The organism is Maribacter sp. PR1, from assembly GCF_028464145.1.
Classification (GTDB): Bacteria; Bacteroidota; Bacteroidia; order Flavobacteriales; family Flavobacteriaceae; genus Maribacter.
The window spans coordinates 18,437-37,083 of the sequence record NZ_JAQPCG010000003.1 but is presented as its reverse complement, the minus strand read 5'-3'; the positions used below and the strand labels follow the sequence as shown (position 1 = coordinate 37,083).

The window sequence follows — 18,647 nt, the reverse complement described above, 5'->3', positions numbered from 1 at the left end:
TATTTGAATGCCCCGTACTAATTAGTTCGGGGCATTTTTATATCTTGTAAGTAATTAGTTACAAGATTTAAAAAATTACGATTGAACAAATCACTATTCTACGTATTGGCCCTTCTTATTTCAAATCTGCTACAAAGCCAGGTTAATGATGGCTCGAATAAGAATACTACCCTAAGGTTTCAAATTGATAGTTTGATTAAGTTGAGTACTTCGAATCAAATTTCTTCTGAACAAAAGATCGAAACTTTCAAACAAGCCCATAGGCTTCTGAATGACCTGAAGCAAGATAGTCTAAAAATAAAGTTGTTATCAAACCTATCCTACTATAGCTCCAGTTCTCCAGACAGGAATTTTTTTAAAGAAATAAATTTGGAGACCATACGTTTGTCCAAAGATTTAAATGATTCGACTGCATTGGCCAATGCCTTTTGGGACCGGGGTTATTTTTATGCTAAAAACTCAGTAAAGGACAGTGCTTATCAAAGCTATTCCGAAGCCCAGAAAATATTTGAAGCCCAAGGGAATTCCTTTCTTTCAGGGCGTATGCTAAACAACATGGCCATACAACAGTTGGAGGTAAAGGATTATGTCGGTAGTGAGGCCAGTGCCATAGCTGCCATAGAACGCCTAAAGCCCTTAAACAAAAGCAAAGAACTTTATTCTTCTTATAATACCCTGGCTATAATCTCACAAGACTTGGAAGAGTACCAACAAGCGATTGAATATTATGATGAAGCTTTATTTTATTTAAAAAAAACAGACTATTCAGAACAAGATATTTTACAGAATATGAATAATCGGGGTATGGTTTATCAGGGTCTGGAGGAATACGAAAAAGCTATGGCTATTTTTAATGAAAGCCTTAGCAATAAAAATTTGGCAAATAATGATAAGGAGCTTTACGCCAAAACACTAAGCAATCTTGCCTATACCAAAATACAATTGAATGATACTACCGGCGTTAAGAAATTAATTGAGAAGTCAATACAAATAAATGATAGTCTTCAAGATATAAGAGGCTTGGCATTCTCCTTTTTTACCGAAGCCCAATATCATTTATACCTTAAAGATACGACAGAGGCCGTGGTCAACGCAAAGAAAACAATGCGCTTGGCCAAGGAAAGCTCAAGTAATGAGCGCCTGTTGGAAACGTATACTTTTTTGGCCCGTTTAGAAGATGAAAATGCCTCGCAGTATGCCCAAAAATATATTGCTTTAAATGATAGTATCGTCAAAGAAGAACGCAAAGCCAGAAACAAATTTGCCCGTATCCGTTTTGAGACCGACGAATTTATTGCTGAAAATGAACAATTGGAAGAAGAGGCCGTAGTGTTGGCCCGTCAAAAACAAATGTGGGCAGGTATTGCCCTGGGTTTCTTTCTTTTAGGACTTTCGGTCTATATCATAATCAATCAAAGGGCTAAAAACCAAAAATTGATATTCACCCAGCAACAACATGCAAATAACCAAGAGGTATTTAACCTTATGCTTACCCAAAAACAAAAAGTGGACGAGGTGAAAAGAATGGAGCAAAAGCGGATTTCGGAGGAGCTTCACGATGGGGTTTTGGGTAAAATGTTGGGGGCACGAATGGTGTTGACCGGTCTTAACAAAAAAACAGGGGATGAAGTGATTGAGGCACGAATGGAGGCAATTAAAGCGCTCAAAAATGTGGAAGAGGAAGTTCGATCCATTTCACACGAATTGAGTCACACCGCCTATCAAAAAATTAATAATTTTGTCAACTCTATCGACACCTTGTTAAGTTCGGCCAAAGACAATGTAAATATCTCAACGACATTTAATTATGATGAGGATGAAGATTATGATGCCTTAAAAGGTGAAATAAAAATAAATGTATACCGGATGATTCAGGAGACATTACAAAATGCTATTAAACATTCTGGTTGTAACAATTTCTTTGTTAACTTTGAACGCTCAGAGGAATACCTCATCGTTCAAATGGGAGATGATGGCAAGGGCTTTAATCTTGATAAAGAGCGAAAGGGAATTGGAATGAGGAATATTAGCTCTAGAATCGAAAAATTAAATGGAAAATGGTTTGTAGATTCGGCACCTGATCAAGGGACGACCTTAACTTTGGAGATTCCACTCTACTTTGTAGAATCTAATACTAAAAATGAGATTCAAAACGTTTAAAGGAAAACTAGAAATTGGATAAAGGCATGAAAACGGTGAGGATATTAGCGGTAGATGATCATGAAATGACTACCCTAGGCTATAAGTATATTTTAGAGGATGCCGAATTCGATGATTTTACAGTCAAAGTTGAGATTGCTAAAAGTTATGATAAGGGAAAAGAGAAAATTGAATACTCAGCAAGGACATTACCTTTTGATATTATTTTGTTGGACATTCAATTGTTCCCTGCTGAATCCAATGATCCAAGATCCGGCGTGGATTTAGGAAAGTTAGCCCGTGAAATTGTCCCAGAATCGAAAGTTGTTTTTATGTCCTCCTTTAGCGACAGCTATAGAATAAACAATATTTTCAAAGCCGTAAACCCGGATGGATGCATGGTAAAATCCGAAATTGATGAAATGTCCCTAAAAGCAATGGTAGACACCGTTACCAATAAACCTCCCTACTACACTGCCAGTGCCTTAGGTGCCGTAAGAAGGAGAATGGCCAGTAAAATTGATATTGACGAACAAGATCAAAAAATTCTTTACTATTTATCATTAGGAACCAATACTAGGGATATAGCTCCATTGATTGCCTCTGCAAATACTACCGTTGAGGCTAGAAAAAGACAATTAAAAGCGATTTTTGGGGTGAAAAACGGCAATGACCTTGCTCTAATTCAAGAAGCAAAGAAAAGGGGCTTTCTCTAGTCCAAAAAACATTAAACTATAATAGTCTGATTTTAAACATTTTAACTTTTTAAAAATCAGAATATTATAATATCCTCATAAATTATAAGGTTTTCCTAAGTCCCCTGAATAGGCATTAAAGCTATCTTTATATTAAAAGAATTGCCAAGGATGCCGTTTAAATTGCACACCTACAAATCATTTAAGCTATTAAACCCCAGCAGCACCTCTCAAGTTTCTGGTCTAGGTGAGTTCCAAAAATCTTTGGAACTCAATTACTTTTCAGATGTCATTTTGAAAAATAAAGGCGATTTGTACCCAAAGATTGATTTGGTCTTAGAGTTGAACTGTTCTTTAAACCTAATAGATGTATTAGGGCATTCCAACAAAGGGCTTTGGGGGACCAACGATAATGCTATATCAACAATGGCCAAAAGTTTTGAAACTTTGTTGGCGCAAAATCAAGATTTGGATATAGACTTACAAGAAGTCAGTTTATTTCTAAATGATACTAATATCGTGGTAAAAAGAATTTACGAAAATAGCATTCCTGAGCAATTCAACCATATTATTACAGAAATTGCAAAACAATATATCCACATTACCAAAGGATTAACCGAACAGCCCGAAGAAATATTCGTACCCGTTTTTGAGGATACTATTCCCGAAGTTAATTCAACATCTATAGGTAAAGTAGAAAAAACCCCAACATCTTTAACCTATAAAGAATATTGGGGAATATATTTAGAATCTCAAGTAGATGGGTTAATTTTCGATGTACAGAAAAATAAATTCATACCTGCACATTTGGATTATTGTATCTTAGATGACAATAATTAAGCCTTAACGGTCATTTCATTAAAAATGGCTCTTCCGCTCATCATTGTATTTACACTTTTCTTTACAGCTTCTAGAACTTGACTGTCTTCCGGATTTGTCAATACCTGATCGATTAAATCGACTACGGTTTTCATATCCTCTTCCAATAAACCTCTAGTGGTAATGGCAGCAGTTCCAAATCGAATACCCGACGTAACAAAAGGAGATTTATCATCAAATGGGACCATATTTTTATTAGCCGTAATATCGGCAAGTACAAGTGCCTTTTCAGCATCTTTCCCTGTAATTCCCTTGTTTCTTAGGTCAATCAGCATCATGTGATTGTCTGTACCCCCAGAAATAATATGGTAATCCTTGGCTACAAAAGCCTTGGCCATAGCATCCGCATTTTTCTTTACCTGTTGCATGTAAATACCAAATTCTTCCGTTAAGGCTTCACCAAAAGCAACTGCTTTTGCTGCGATTATATGCTCCAATGGGCCCCCTTGATTACCGGGAAAAACGGCAAGATCCAAAAGTGCGGACATTTTACGCAGGTTACCATTCTTGAGCTTTATTCCAAAGGGATTATCAAAATCCTTTCCCATTAATATTAGGCCACCACGTGGACCTCTTAAGGTCTTATGCGTAGTTGTGGTTACAATATGGCAATGAGGAATTGGGTCGTTTAACAGGCCCTTGGCAATTAAACCAGCAGGGTGTGAAATATCTGCTAACAACAAGGCATCTACACTATCCGCAATTTCCCTAAATCTTTTAAAATCAATATCCCTAGAATAGGCTGAAGCGCCAGCAATAATCAATTTAGGTCGCTCCTTCGTTGCGATTTCTTGAATTTTATCATAATTCAATGTTCCAGTTGCTTCGTCAACTCCATAAAAAACGGGATTATATAGCTTACCGGAGAAATTTACAGGGGAACCGTGCGTTAAATGGCCCCCGTGGGATAAGTCAAAACCTAAAATAGTATCTCCAGCTTGCAAACAAGCATGATATACTGATGCATTTGCTTGTGAGCCGGAATGTGGTTGTACGTTTGCATATGCTGCACCGAACAACTCCTTAGCTCTATCAATGGCCAATTGCTCCACTTCATCTACCACTTCACAACCGCCATAGTAACGTTTTCCAGGATATCCCTCTGCATATTTATTGGTGAGAACAGAACCTGCGGCTTCCATGACTTGCGGGCTAACAAAGTTTTCGGAAGCAATCAATTCTATACCATTAATTTGACGGTTTTTCTCTGCTTCAATAAGTTCAAAAATTCGAGTATCCCTTTCCATTGCTTTAAAGTATTAAAATCTTGTGCAAAAGTACAAATAGCTCTTGATTTCATTGCTAAAAAATAAAAAACACGAGTGATAATTTATCAAACGAAAGTTAATAACTCCGTAGAAATTATGATTTCAATAGTATTCATTGGGATTGTGAACGTGGTATTTCACCGATTTTACACTAATCTTTGACCTTTTCCGTTATGTATGGGAATATTTCTGGCATAGCTATTGAAATATGATTCTTGAAACCAATTAATTTATAGTTATGAGAAAATTTCTACTTTTTGGCACTATTGTCTTTATTTGCTCTTGTAGCGGTGTAAAAAAGACACAGGAAGCTTTGAATTCTGGAAATTATAATGCAGCCATTAACAAGGCTATTGTAAACATTGCCGAGAATAAGTCAAAGAAAAGTAATCAGGCCTATATTTTACTTTTAGAGGAAGCTTTTAAAAAAAATACGGAAAGGGAAATCCAAAATATAAAATTTCTTAAGAAAGATGGTAACCCTGCCAATTACGAAACTATTTACGAATCCTTGGCAAGTCTAAAAGAAATACAGCAACGTATAAGACCCTTATTACCTTTACATGTAGTGGAGGAAAACAGAAATGCACATTTCAGTTTTAAAAATTATGATTCAGACTTAATAGCGGCCAAAGTCAAGCTCTCAGAATTCCTTTATGATAATGCTATAGGCCTTTTGCAAGATGCCAGGTATAAGACCGAATACAGAAATGCCTACGAAGACCTAAAATATTTAGAAGAAATAAATCCTAATTACAAAGACACATCCGATAAAATGGATGAAGCCTATCAAAAAGGTTTGGATTATGTGGTAGTTGAAATGATAAACAATACAGATAAGGTTATTCCACAAAGACTGGAGGATGAGTTATTGAATTTGAACACCTATGGCCTTAACAGCCTATGGACGGAATATCACACCAATAGATTATCCAATATTGATTACGACTATTCAATGGAAGTTTCATTTCAGGATATCAATATTTCACCTGAACAGGTAAATGAGAAACAAATCATCAAAGAAAAGCAAATCAAGGATGGGTATCAATATGTGGAGGATCAGAACGGAAATGTAATTAAGGATAGTCTTGGCAACAAAATCAAAATTGAAAAATTCAAAACCGTACGTTGTGATTTTTACCAGTTTACTCAGTTTAAGAGCGCACAAGTCTTAGGAGTTGTTAATTTCACCGATTTGAGAAAACAACAACAGATAAACCAATACCCTTTGGCAAGTGAATTTGTTTTTGAACACATATTTGCAAACTATAATGGAGATAAACGTGCGTTGGACAATGACTTGCTACCCTTTTTACAAGCAGCAAGAGTTCCATTTCCTACTAATGAACAAATGGTTTATGATGCCGGGGAAGATTTAAAAAACAACCTCAAATCGATTTTAACTCGACAAAGCTTCAATTAACAAAAACTCCGCGATTGCGGAGTTTTTTTATATATGGTTTTCTAATTGTATTTCTGATATACCTCCATGGGAACTATGGGCAACCACTACCCCATTCTTAACTATTAGCAATTGTGGCGATTGATGCATTACCTCCAACTTTTCAGCAACAGCATTAGATACGTTTCTGTTGGCGTGTAAATCCAAAAAATAAAAATCCATTTGTGAAGGCTCCAGACTATAAGACGATTTGAACATGTTCAAGACCATTCTACTAATCCCGCAGGTGGTCGAATGTTTAAATATTGCTTGAGGCCTAGCTTTTGATTTTTCAATAATCGCGTCCAACTGATTTGTTTCAGTCAGGTCAATCCAAAGTATTTCTTTTCCTGATTCTGCTCTTTCATCCTCATTTTTACCAAAAAAATTACCAAATATTCCCATCTTCCATTAACTTTAATAGGCTTCCCGTTTATTTATAAAGAACTGACTTTTTGTCTTTAAAAATCAAGTATTAACAGACATGTTGTCGTGTTAAAATAATTGGTAGGGTTGTTGCCCTTTTCTCTACAAAAGTAACATTCAATACAAAACTAATATATATGAACTTTAATAATTTCACCATAAAATCACAAGAGGCCGTTCAACAGGCCCAAGTGATAGCCCAGTCCTTGGGGCATCAGCAAATAGAAAACGAGCACCTATTTAAGGCTATCACAGAGGTAGAGGAAAATGTAGTTCCCTTTATCTTTAAAAAATTAGGGCTTAATACTAACTTAATAAAGCAAATCTTAGATAAGGAACTAAATTCCTTTCCAAAAGTACAAGGTGGTGACATCATGCTATCTCGTGAGGCTGGTAAAACAGTTAACGAAGCGAATATCATTGCCAAGAAAATGGATGATGAGTACGTCTCCATTGAGCATTTACTATTGGCTATCTTTAAATCCAAAAGCAAAATATCTCAAATCCTAAAAGATCAAGGGGTTACAGAGAAAGGCCTGATGGCGGCCATAAGCGAACTTAGAAAAGGTACAAACGTTACCTCTCAAAGTGCCGAGGAGACCTATAATTCCTTGAACAAATATGCAAAAAACCTCAATGAACTTGCGGACAGTGGCAAATTAGACCCTGTCATTGGTAGGGATGAGGAGATTAGAAGGGTACTTCAAATATTATCCCGAAGAACTAAAAACAACCCTATGCTGGTCGGAGAGCCAGGGGTAGGTAAAACAGCCATTGCAGAAGGTCTGGCACATCGTATTGTTCAAGGGGATATTCCAGAAAATCTAAAGGACAAGGTACTCTATTCCTTGGATATGGGCGCATTGATCGCAGGTGCAAAATACAAGGGGGAATTTGAGGAACGTCTTAAAGCGGTCATAAAAGAAGTTACCAGTGCAGATGGCAACATTATTCTCTTTATTGATGAAATTCACACGTTGGTGGGCGCTGGTGGTGGCCAAGGAGCCATGGATGCAGCCAATATTCTTAAACCTGCACTTGCTAGAGGTGAATTAAGAGCTATTGGAGCCACCACGTTGGATGAGTATCAGAAATACTTCGAAAAAGACAAGGCTTTAGAGCGAAGGTTTCAAAAGGTTATCGTGGACCAGCCCGATACGGAAAGTGCCATTTCAATCTTAAGGGGAATAAAAGAAAGGTACGAGACACACCATAAAGTGAGAATTAAGGATGAGGCCGTTATAGCGGCCGTTGAATTGTCCCAACGTTATATCACGAATAGGTTCTTACCTGACAAAGCCATTGATTTGATGGATGAAGCAGCCTCCAAGTTAAGGATGGAAATAAATTCTAAACCGGAGGAACTTGATGTCCTAGATAGAAAAATAATGCAACTCGAGATTGAAATCGAGGCTATTAAAAGGGAAAACGACCAGTCTAAATTGAAATCGCTCAATTTAGAACTGGCCAACGTTAAGGAGGACCGCAATGAGATATTTGCCAAATGGGAGACGGAAAAATCAGTGGTCGACAATATTCAAAAAACAAAGATGGATATTGAAAACTTTAAAGCCGAAGCGGAAAGAGCAGAACGAAATGGAGATTACGGAAAGGTTGCCGAAATTAGATATGGGAAAATAAAGGATGCCCAAGAGAATCTTGCCAAACTCCAAGATGAGCTTGCAGAACAGCAGAATGCCGGAACTTTAATAAAGGAAGAAGTTACCAGTGAGGACATTGCGGAAGTAGTGGCCAAGTGGACCGGTATCCCAGTTACCAAAATGTTGCAAAGTGAGAGAGAAAAATTGTTGAGTCTGGAGAATGTACTGCATAAAAGAGTTGTGGGTCAAGATGAAGCTATTCAAGCCGTATCTGATGCCATTAGAAGAAGTAGAGCTGGATTACAGGATATGAAAAAACCCATAGGTTCATTTCTTTTCCTCGGTACTACTGGGGTCGGTAAGACGGAATTGGCAAAAACATTGGCCTCCTATTTATTCGATGATGAAAACGCTATGACTAGAATAGATATGAGCGAATACCAGGAAAGGCACTCGGTTAGTAGACTGGTCGGTGCACCTCCAGGATACGTGGGGTACGATGAAGGTGGTCAATTAACAGAGGCCGTTCGAAGACGACCTTATTCCGTAGTTCTTCTCGATGAAATAGAAAAAGCACATCCTGATACGTTCAATATTCTGTTACAAGTCTTGGATGAAGGTAGGCTAACGGACAACAAAGGACGTGTAGCGGATTTCAAGAACACGATTATAATCATGACCAGTAATATGGGAAGTCAGATAATTCAGGAAAAATTTGAGAATGCTACCGATACCCATAGCGCAGCGGAAGCGGCAAGGGTCGAAGTCCTCGGTCTTTTGAACAAAATGATAAGACCTGAGTTTTTAAATAGAATTGATGATATCATCATGTTTACACCATTGACCAAGAAGGATATACGACAAATTGTAAAACTTCAATTAGAAGGTTTGAAGAAAATGCTGGACAAGCAAAATATCACTTTGGATGCTACGGAAGAAGCTATTGATTACTTAGCGGTAAGAGGCTATGAACCTCAGTTTGGAGCAAGGCCTGTGAAACGAACCATTCAAAAAGAAGTGTTGAACAATATGTCCAAAGAACTACTCAGCGGTAAAATTAAATCGGACAGTGTAATCTTATTGGATGCATTTGATGATGAACTGGTTTTCAGAAATCAAAACGATTTAGTTGTTTAAATTGAATATTAAATAGAAAAACGCCCTAAACATTATTTAGGGCGTTTTTTTTGTGGTCAAGATATACCATGCAGTATAGTTTTTTTATCTTCGTAAAAAACTGCCAATCCATGTCCACCAAAGCTGAAAGAACCACCGCATATATTATCGAAACGGTAGCACCTGTATTTAATAAACATGGCTACATTGGTACAAGTATGAGTGACCTTACCGAGGCTACAGGATTAACCAAAGGAGCCCTCTACGGTAATTTTGAAAATAAGGAGGCTCTAGCTCTTTCTGCATTTGAATATAACAGCAAAATTCTGCTTAATGCTTTGGATGATGTTTTTAGTGTTTCTGGTACATCTTTGGATAAATTGGCTAACCTTACGAACTTCTATAAAAAATATGATGTTTTTACGCTTCCTATGGGCGGCTGTCCTGTGCTAAATGTAGGTGTGGACGCACAGCATAACAATAAATTATTAGCAGCAGCGGCAAGAGAAACCATAAAGGAAATTGAAGGGAAAATTGCCTTGGTCCTGGAAAATGGAGTTAATAAGGAAGAAATTAAAATTCCTGTCACCCCATTACAATTTGCCAAACAACTATATACCATGATTCAAGGAGCAATCGCTATGTCCACAATTACATCCGATAGAAAATATCTGCTCAACACAATTACTTACTTGGAGGTGCTCATAAAAAGGGAACTGTAAAAAAAAAATTAATTAAATCGACCATTAATTAAAACCTATTCCCCTACAACCCTAAATATCCAAGTTTTTTCCGTGTATTTTCCTCCAAAGTTAGAATCTCTTGCTGCTCGTGCTTCAGAGATTGAATTGAACTTAGCTAAATACACATAATTGTATTTATTGACATCCCTATAGAATGAACCAGGATTTAGTCCTTTTTTCTGTAAATCTGCCATAAAAGCATCAAAATAGCGCTTGGTCCCAAAAACATTTGCAATCAGGTAGTAGCCTGGCTCTAATGATCCCTGTTTGGCTACTTCTTCGTAACGTTCCCCTTTCTCTGGGGTAACCTCCTCTTTTTGCTGGGCGAGGCGCTCAATTTCCTCCTGTTGTTTAAGCGCTTCAGCTTCCGCCAATTTAGCCTGAGCTATTGAGTCACGTTTCCGTTGTAGCTCCAATGCCAAGGCAGCCTCTTTGGCTTTATTTGCTGCGTTGGTAGAATCGATTTTTCTTTGCCTCTCTATTGCCTGCACTTCGGCTAAAGCTTTGTCTTCATTAGTCTGAGCAATTGAATCTTTTCTTTTTTTCTCCGCCATTTTGGATTCCTCCAATGCTAAATCTGTCAGTCTTAATGCCTCCCGTATAGAATCTTTTTCACGTTGACGCTGTATTTTCTCCAACCTCTCCCGTTCCTTTTCAACTTCTCTTTGCGCCAATTTTTCAGCTCTGGTCAATTCTTTTTCCGTTACCGCTTCAACTATTAATTCTTCTGTTGGATATCGCTCTTCAGCACTGGGTTTTCCAAGCTTGTAAGAGGTGACTAATTCAAATGTTGGGTCTGTTCCACTTATATCACTAGAAGCTCCCACTTCCACCAGAGCTCCGATAGAAAATCGTTTAAAAAATCTACCTCCCACTCCACCGGAAATCCCATAAAAGCTATTATATCCTAATTGTGCCCAAAATTTATTGGTAGACAATAAGGTAGTCAACCCTAGTTGAGCATCAAAACCGGGAATAGATTTATAATAAATAGCTGGTATCAAAACCGAATTATCATCGGAATTGAGAATACCTATGGGAAAATCATAACTTGCGAGTGCCAAGAACATCCTACCATCCGAACTTGTATTCCTTTCATTGGTGCTAATATTATAATCCATTAAATTTTCAGAGGAAAGCCCTAAACTAAAGCTATCGTATCTAAAATTTATCCCTGGTGCCAATTGTACTATAAAATCATTGGTGATTTCGGTCTGTATGGGGTTTGGCGTAAAAAAACGTTGATCTGCCAATTTTTGTTGAAATCCTAAAATATTTACCCCAACACCTAGACTTGCACGTTCGCTTAATTCAATGTTATAGGCATAATTGATGCTCAGCCCTGTATTTATAAATATTTCGGTATTGTGCTGAAAAAAACCAACACCTGCAGTGGATAGTTCACTTAAACGATGGGAATAATTAAAAAATAACGTTGTAGGATCACCATCAAAAGTCTGCCATTGCCATCTCGACCAAAAAGCCAAGGAGGAAGGGTTGTTCTTATCTAAGGAATAGGCAGGGTTAAGTAGACTGGAATTGTATTCAGTTAAATTGTGTTGTCGATAATCACTTGGAAGTTCTACATCCTGAGCATTTAAACCAACAACTACAAATACAATAAGAAGTGCCCCACAAAATTTATTCATATGCAAAAAAACAAAAAATAGCGGTTTAACGTACTATTTTAAAGTAAATTTAGTTCTCTATTAAAGGAATTATTATCTCTACACCAATGAAACTATTAAAGATTCTATCACTTTGCTTTATAATGTCCTTTCTTTCCTGCAAAGAAGACAAACCTACCGACAATACAAACGAAAACCCGAATATTTCCACGTTTTATTTAATAAGACATGCTGAAAAAGATAGAAGCAACCCAGAAGATGCCGATCCAGAGCTTAGCCAGAAAGGACTCGGCAGGGCTATGCATTGGGCAGAAATTCTAAACGAGGTCGATTTAGATGCCATATATTCTACCGATTACAACAGAACATCCATGACCGCAGCACCTACTTCCGTAAAGAAAAATATCGATGTACAATATTATGATCCAAGGATAATGGATATAGATCAATTTAAAATAGATAACCTAAACAAAAAAGTCTTGGTTGTAGGACATAGCAATACAACTCCTGAATTTGCTAATCTTCTTTTGGGAGAGGAAAAATACACCCAAATAGACGACAGTGAAAACGGTACTTTGTTTATCGTAAACATAGTTGATGGAGTTGCCAATAGCAGTAGACTGGTTTTCAATTGTAACTGCCCGGACTAACTTCTATATTTTCCAACTTAATTTCGGACAATAATTCCAATCCATTTTTCAGGTACAAGCTATCTATTTGGTAAATTGAAGTGTTTTCCTGTTTAGGTTTATAGTTCTTATAATCTACAAACCGAATACCTCCAATGGTTCTTTCGTTGAAAGCCTCACGAAAGCGTTGACCACCACCATTTACATGAAATTCATAGGCTAAAAAATCAGGCTTATTGGTTTGGGTATTGAACCAATAAATATATACATCATCATAATCATCCCCTCCCCCTTCTTCTTGAAAACTAATCTCAACCTTGTGATATTCTTTACCCTCTATATCCACAGTTCCTAATAATTTTTTCTGAACGGCCCTGTCATTTAGCCCATAAGGTAAGTAAGCAAAATAATGTACGGAGTTGACCGAGTTGGCAAATTTATTTGCCGTGGTATCGGCCAGAACCATCAATGTATCATTAATATACCTTTCAAAACCCGATGAAGTTTTCCTATCAAAAATCCGGTCAGTATCGGTTTTGATTTGTCTTTGTAGTATCTTTTTTCCATTCTCCAACTTTGAACTGTAGTGCATATCCCTGAAGTCAAAATCAATGTTTGAACGTTTATAGTTTTCACCACCACTAACCAATATGCTTTTATCTACAATCTCCTGTGCGGTAAGGGTCTTTCTCTTTTCACAACCCGATAGAGAAACTAGAATCATTACGAGCAAAACACGGTGCATATGAATTATTTTTTCAGTTAATCGTAAGATATTAGAGTTCATTACAAAATAAGCGCTTTAAATCTGTTTATAGATCAAAGAGATTATTTAATTGTCCTTATTTTTGTCACCCATGCAGAAGAATATCAATATAAAAAATAAAAAAGCTCGCTTTGAATACGAGTTACTGGATAAGTATACGGCAGGAATTGTGCTTGCCGGTACGGAGATAAAGTCTATTAGATATGGAAAGGCCTCAATTTCCGAGAGTTTTTGTGAGTTTAACGACCAGGGGGAATTATTTGTCATCAATATGCAAATCGATGAATATTCACATGCCTCACATTTTAATCATAAACCAAAGGCCGAAAGAAAACTTTTATTGAATAAGAGGGAATTAAAGAAACTCCATAAAGAAGTAAAAGCCTCGGGGCTTACCATAGTACCCTTGACCCTATTTATTAATGATCGTGGACTCGCCAAATTACAAATAGCCTTGGCTAAGGGTAAAAAACTATACGATAAGCGTGATACGATTAAGGATAGGGACAACAAAAGAAACTTAGATCGAATTAAAAAAAGTTTTAATTCATAAAACCCTTTAGTTTTTATCTTCTAACAAAGGGACGAACCTAAAAGAACCGTACTCTGTTTTTTTAAATTCTTTTTCTGAAGTTCGCTCATAAAGTGTCATAATCTGTTCTTCAAATCCAACGGGAATCACTAATCGCCCTCCAACTTTTAGTTGGGACATTAATGCCTTGGGAACTTCAGGAGCACCTGCAGTAACTATTATTCTGTCGAAAGGTGCCTCTTCTGGCAGCCCCTTATAACCATCTCCAAAAATAAACTTCTTAGGACGATAACCCATTTTTTTGAAGAAGAGGTTGGTTTTCTTAAAAAGTTCCAACTGTCGTTCAATAGTGTAAACTTTAGCTTTGCAGTTTAATAACACCGCAGTTTGGTAGCCACTACCAGTACCTATTTCCAGAACTTTCAGATTAGGTTCCAGTTCCAATAACTCGGATTGAAACGCAACGGTATAGGGTTGTGAAATGGTTTGATCGGCCGCTATGGGAAACGCCTTATCTTGATAGGCATGGCCCTCAAAACTACTATCCATAAAAAGGTGTCTTGGAACCTCCCTAATGGCGTCTAAAACTTTGTTATCGGTAATGCCTTTTCCAATCAGCACCTCGGCCAATTGGTTGCGCATGCCCCTATGCTTATAGGTATCTTTCAATTTTGTTTGGTTTGGTTCTCAAAGTTATAAAAGTTGGACATAGAAAAGAAGGTTCCAAAAAAAGTTAATGCTAAAATTGAAAATTACATTCTTCTTTTAACTTATAAAGTATGTGTATTTTTGAGAAAAAAGAAATGATATGCTCAAAGTTGGTGTTTTAGGGGCCGGACATCTTGGTAAAATACATTTGCGTTTACTCAATCAATCTGAAAAGTATGATTTAATCGGTTTTTATGACGCTGATATCATTAATGGAAAAAAGGTTGAAACCGAATTTGGTTATACTTATTTTGAAAATATAAATGACCTAATCGATGCCGTTGATATAGTAGATATCGTTACCCCAACGTTATCACATTTCGATTGTGCCAAGAAAGCAATGGAAAAGGGCAAACATATTTTTATTGAAAAACCTATCACCAATACGCTGGAAGAAGCAGAAAACCTTCTGGTTTTAGAAGACAAATTTAAAGTAAAGGGACAGGTTGGCCATGTTGAGCGATTCAACCCCGCTTTTACTGCGGTTAAGGATGCCATAAAACAGCCTATGTTTATCGAAACACACCGGTTGGCCGAATTCAATCCAAGAGGTACCGACGTACCTGTGGTGTTAGATTTAATGATTCATGATATTGATGCCATTCTTAGTGTTGTAAAGTCCAAAGTGATAGGAATTAATGCCAGTGGTGTTTCCGTTTTAAGCCAATCCCCTGATATTGCTAATGCACGACTGGAATTTGAAAATGGCTGTGTCGCCAATCTTACCGCAAGTAGAATATCCCTAAAGAACATGCGTAAAACACGATTTTTTCAGAAAGATGCCTATATCGCTGTTGACTTTTTAGAGAAAAAAGTGGAAGTTGTAAAAATGAAGGATGCTCCCGAAGTACCCGGAGATTTTGACATGGTGCTACAAAATGCCGAAGGCGTAAAGAAGCAAATATATTTTGAAAATCCTACTATAGCAGAAAATAATGCCATTCTAGATGAATTGGAATCCTTTGCAGAGGCCATTAATACAGACACAACACCAGTCGTAACGTTAAAACAAGGTACGGAAGCTCTAAAAGTAGCGTTGCAAATTATAAATGCCTTCGAAAACAAATCAGTTTTAAATTGATTTAGAAAAAGAAAAAAATCAAACCTTTTTAAAATTACAAGGGATGAAAAACATAACAGTAATCGGCGCGGGAACAATGGGAAATGGAATTGCCCATGTTTTTGCACAAAATGGATATACCGTCCATTTAATCGATCTTAACGAAAGTGCCTTGGAAAATGGAATTTTGAACATTACCAAGAACCTGGACAGAATGATTGCCAAAGAGAAAATTTCTGAAGGAGAAAAAAAAGCAACTTTGGAACGTATTTCGTCCTTTACCGATTTAAAAAACGGAGTTGAATCAGCCGATTTAGTGGTAGAGGCCGCTTCAGAAAGCTTAAATGTAAAGTTGAATATTTTTAAGGAGTTGGACACCCATTGTAATCAAGATGCTATCCTAGCTACCAATACTTCTTCTATTTCCATCACAAAAATTGCCTCGGTCACTTCCAGACCTGCAAAAGTGATCGGAATGCATTTTATGAACCCGGTTCCTATTATGCAACTGGTTGAAATTATACGGGGATATAGTACCTCTGACGACACGACACATCAGATTATGGAACTTTCAAAAAAATTAGGCAAGGTTCCTAAAGCGGTTAATGATTATCCTGGATTTGTCGCTAATAGAATTCTTATGCCCATGATCAACGAAGCCATCGAAACCTTGCACCACGGAGTCGCAGGTGTAGTGGAAATTGATACTGTTATGAAATTGGGTATGGCACACCCTATGGGACCTTTGCAGCTAGCGGACTTCATAGGTCTGGACGTTTGTCTTTCTATTCTAAGTGTAATGTATGATGGTTTTAAAAACCCCAAATATGCACCTTCTCCCCTACTTGTTAATATGGTGACTGCAGGCAAACTGGGTATTAAATCCAAAGAAGGATTTTACGACTATACAACAAGCAGAAAAGCCGAGAAGATTTCTAATCAATTTTTAGAATAATATGTCCATAGCAAAAAACTTAAATACTATAAAAGCAACGTTACCTGAAAAGGTGACTTTAGTTGCAGTTTCCAAAACAAAGCCTGAATCCGATATCATGGAGGCCTATAATACCGGTCATAAAATATTTGGGGAAAATAAGGTTCAGGAAATGACCAAGAAATGGGAGGAGTTACCGAAAGATATCGAATGGCACATGATAGGTCATGTTCAACGAAACAAGGTCAAGTACATGGCCGAATACGTAACCTTAATTCATGGTGTGGATAGCGTTAAATTGTTGAAGGAAATAAATAAACAGGCGAAAAAATATGACCGACAAATCCCTTGTCTTTTACAAGTCCATATCGCCGAAGAAGACACCAAGTTCGGTTTTGATGAGTCGGAGATCAAAGAATTGGTAAGTTCTGATGAATTTCATCAATTTGAAAACATAAAAATAACTGGGTTAATGGGAATGGCCACCTTTACGGATGATAAACAGCAAATAAAAAGAGAATTTCAGTCCTTAAATCAGTTATTTCAAAATTTGAAATCCGAATTCCCTGATTTATCCATACTATCCATGGGAATGAGCGGTGACTATAAAATTGCGATTGAAGAAGGAAGTACTATGGTGCGTATTGGAAGTAGTATCTTTGGGAAAAGAAATTATCAATAGATACCATAAATAGGTATAAGAACAGAAAGTTTAGATGTACGCCATACTGGATATAGAAACGACCGGAGGAAAATTTAATGAGGAGGGCATCACAGAAATTGCGATACATAAATTTGACGGCCATAAAGTCATTGATTCTTTCATAAGCCTTGTAAACCCGGAAAAAGAGATACAGCCGTTTGTGGTAAACCTTACGGGTATCAATAATAAAATGCTCCGAACGGCACCTAAGTTTCATGAGGTTGCCAAAAGAATTGTAGAAATTACTGAAGATACCGTCATAGTTGCCCATAATGCACAATTCGATTATAGAATTTTAAGAACCGAATTTAGAAGATTGGGCTATAACTACCAACGCAAAAGCCTTTGTACGGTAGATTTGTCCAAAGCTTTACTACCAGATGCAGACTCCTACAGTTTGGGAAAATTGGTTAGGTCCTTAGGTATACCTGTAAGCGACCGCCATAGAGCCAATGGTGATGCCTTGGCCACGGTAAAATTGTTTAAGCTCCTACTGGCAAAAGATTCGGAAAAGGCCATTATAAAAGAGGTTATACGAAAAGAAGCCCAAGGTGAACTTTCGGACAAACAATTGGATATTGTACGAAGTATGCCCAACGAAACGGGGGTTTTTTATATGCACGGAAAGGAAGGCGATATTATATACCTGAGCAAAAGTACGGACATTAAAAAAAGGGTAAACCAACTATTTACAAAAACTGGTGATCGTTCCAGAAAGTTGGCGAAAGACACAAAAAAGGTAACTTTTGAAAAAACGGGTAGTGAGCTTGTAGCCCTTTTAAAGGAGCATCAAGAACTTTTAAGGAATAGGCCCAAATACAATGCTATACCTAGAAAAAGAATGTTCTCGCACACCCTATGCCTCACAACAAACGATTATGGGTATTTAGAGCTTAAGTCTACACCGATAAGCCAATGTTCTGAAAAGTGGGGATATTTCAATGGTGATTTCAGTGCCAAAAATCATTTATTCAAAATCACAAAGGATTTTACATTGTGTGACAAACTTAATGGCATTAGTGAGGCAAGAGGAAGTTGTTCCAATTACGCCGAAGGAAAATGCAAGGGAGCTTGTATTCAAAAAGAAACAGTAGAAGATTACAATATTCGAGTAATGGAGTCCTTGAACAAATACAGCCTTAAGAATAAGGATATAGTCCTGGTAGACAAAGGAAGGGAATTAGGTGAAAATGCCGCAATACTTATAAAGAAAGGCTCTTTGGTAGGTGTTGGTTATTATGATTTAAACCATCAAATAAATAATATTCATATCTTAGAAACTTTGATAACTCCCATAAACGGGACTCAAAATGCAAATTTTATTATAGAATCCTATCTGAGAAAAAAGAAGACTCTTAAAACAATTCCGTTATAAACTT

Annotated in this window: 17 protein-coding genes; 12 read left to right on the top strand and 5 right to left on the bottom strand. The window is 37.1% G+C overall.

Features of this window, described 5'->3' with window-relative positions:
* Nucleotides 1–81: 81 nt before the first annotated feature.
* From PP182_RS06605 to PP182_RS06595, 3 genes are all read left to right on the top strand, one after another.
* Nucleotides 82–2,160 carry an ATP-binding protein gene (locus PP182_RS06605; protein WP_272650557.1) on the top strand — a complete coding sequence of 693 codons (2,079 nt, stop codon included), beginning with the start codon at nt 82–84 and terminating at the stop codon, nt 2,158–2,160.
* A gap of 26 nt (nt 2,161–2,186) precedes the next feature.
* A complete protein-coding gene (locus tag PP182_RS06600) occupies nt 2,187–2,855 on the top strand; it encodes a histidine kinase (protein ID WP_272650556.1) in 669 nt (222 codons plus the stop codon).
* A gap of 150 nt (nt 2,856–3,005) precedes the next feature.
* A complete protein-coding gene (locus PP182_RS06595) occupies nt 3,006–3,674 on the top strand; it encodes a hypothetical protein (RefSeq protein WP_272650555.1) in 669 nt (222 codons plus the stop codon).
* On the opposite strand, the gene glyA is transcribed toward PP182_RS06595, so the two are convergent.
* Nucleotides 3,671–4,960 carry a serine hydroxymethyltransferase gene (glyA, locus tag PP182_RS06590; protein ID WP_272650554.1) on the bottom strand — a complete coding sequence of 430 codons (1,290 nt, stop codon included), beginning with the start codon at nt 4,958–4,960 and terminating at the stop codon, nt 3,671–3,673. The genes PP182_RS06595 and glyA overlap by 4 nt on opposite strands.
* A gap of 259 nt (nt 4,961–5,219) precedes the next feature.
* On the opposite strand from glyA, the gene PP182_RS06585 reads away from it, so the two are divergent.
* On the top strand, nt 5,220–6,404 hold the full coding sequence (locus tag PP182_RS06585) for a hypothetical protein (protein WP_272650553.1): 1,185 nt from the start codon (nt 5,220–5,222) through the stop codon (nt 6,402–6,404).
* Between the two features lie 27 nt (nt 6,405–6,431).
* Here PP182_RS06585 and ytxJ read toward each other — a convergent pair whose 3' ends face one another.
* Nucleotides 6,432–6,827: a bacillithiol system redox-active protein YtxJ gene (ytxJ, locus tag PP182_RS06580; RefSeq protein ID WP_272650552.1), complete on the bottom strand. Its 396-nt coding sequence runs from the start codon at nt 6,825–6,827 to the stop codon at nt 6,432–6,434.
* Nucleotides 6,828–6,985: 158 nt separating this feature from the next.
* Here ytxJ and clpB point away from each other — a divergent pair, with 158 nt between their 5' ends.
* Complete coding sequence (gene clpB / locus PP182_RS06575) at nt 6,986–9,586, top strand: ATP-dependent chaperone ClpB (RefSeq protein WP_272650551.1); 2,601 nt, start codon at nt 6,986–6,988, stop codon at nt 9,584–9,586.
* Nucleotides 9,587–9,696: 110 nt separating this feature from the next.
* The gene (locus PP182_RS06570) at nt 9,697–10,287 is read left to right on the top strand and encodes a TetR/AcrR family transcriptional regulator (protein WP_272650550.1); all 591 of its coding nucleotides are present in this window, start codon (nt 9,697–9,699) and stop codon (nt 10,285–10,287) included.
* 35 nt (nt 10,288–10,322) lie between these two features.
* Here PP182_RS06570 and PP182_RS06565 read toward each other — a convergent pair whose 3' ends face one another.
* On the bottom strand, nt 10,323–11,957 hold the full coding sequence (locus tag PP182_RS06565; RefSeq protein ID WP_272650549.1) for a PorP/SprF family type IX secretion system membrane protein: 1,635 nt from the start codon (nt 11,955–11,957) through the stop codon (nt 10,323–10,325).
* Between the two features lie 86 nt (nt 11,958–12,043).
* Between PP182_RS06565 and PP182_RS06560 the strand changes: the two genes are divergently transcribed.
* On the top strand, nt 12,044–12,586 hold the full coding sequence (locus PP182_RS06560; RefSeq protein WP_272650548.1) for a SixA phosphatase family protein: 543 nt from the start codon (nt 12,044–12,046) through the stop codon (nt 12,584–12,586).
* Here the strand turns inward: PP182_RS06560 and PP182_RS06555 are convergent.
* The gene (locus PP182_RS06555) at nt 12,564–13,352 is read right to left on the bottom strand and encodes a DUF6503 family protein (protein WP_272650547.1); all 789 of its coding nucleotides are present in this window, start codon (nt 13,350–13,352) and stop codon (nt 12,564–12,566) included. The genes PP182_RS06560 and PP182_RS06555 overlap by 23 nt on opposite strands.
* Nucleotides 13,353–13,422: 70 nt before the next feature.
* On the opposite strand from PP182_RS06555, the gene smpB reads away from it, so the two are divergent.
* A complete protein-coding gene (gene smpB, locus PP182_RS06550; RefSeq protein ID WP_272650546.1) occupies nt 13,423–13,884 on the top strand; it encodes an SsrA-binding protein SmpB in 462 nt (153 codons plus the stop codon).
* A 6-nt stretch (nt 13,885–13,890) separates the two neighbouring features.
* On the opposite strand, the gene PP182_RS06545 is transcribed toward smpB, so the two are convergent.
* Nucleotides 13,891–14,532: a protein-L-isoaspartate(D-aspartate) O-methyltransferase gene (locus PP182_RS06545; protein ID WP_272650545.1), complete on the bottom strand. Its 642-nt coding sequence runs from the start codon at nt 14,530–14,532 to the stop codon at nt 13,891–13,893.
* Nucleotides 14,533–14,671: 139 nt separating this feature from the next.
* Here PP182_RS06545 and PP182_RS06540 point away from each other — a divergent pair, with 139 nt between their 5' ends.
* The 4 genes from PP182_RS06540 to PP182_RS06525 are packed head-to-tail and all read left to right on the top strand — an operon-like array spanning nt 14,672 to nt 18,643.
* Nucleotides 14,672–15,652: a Gfo/Idh/MocA family protein gene (locus tag PP182_RS06540; protein ID WP_272650544.1), complete on the top strand. Its 981-nt coding sequence runs from the start codon at nt 14,672–14,674 to the stop codon at nt 15,650–15,652.
* Nucleotides 15,653–15,695: 43 nt separating this feature from the next.
* Complete coding sequence (locus PP182_RS06535; RefSeq protein ID WP_272650543.1) at nt 15,696–16,586, top strand: 3-hydroxyacyl-CoA dehydrogenase family protein; 891 nt, start codon at nt 15,696–15,698, stop codon at nt 16,584–16,586.
* 1 nt (nt 16,587) lies between these two features.
* Complete coding sequence (locus PP182_RS06530) at nt 16,588–17,247, top strand: YggS family pyridoxal phosphate-dependent enzyme (protein WP_272650542.1); 660 nt, start codon at nt 16,588–16,590, stop codon at nt 17,245–17,247.
* A 34-nt stretch (nt 17,248–17,281) separates the two neighbouring features.
* The gene (locus tag PP182_RS06525) at nt 17,282–18,643 is read left to right on the top strand and encodes an exonuclease domain-containing protein (protein ID WP_272650541.1); all 1,362 of its coding nucleotides are present in this window, start codon (nt 17,282–17,284) and stop codon (nt 18,641–18,643) included.
* The last annotated feature ends 4 nt before the right edge of the window (nt 18,644–18,647 follow it).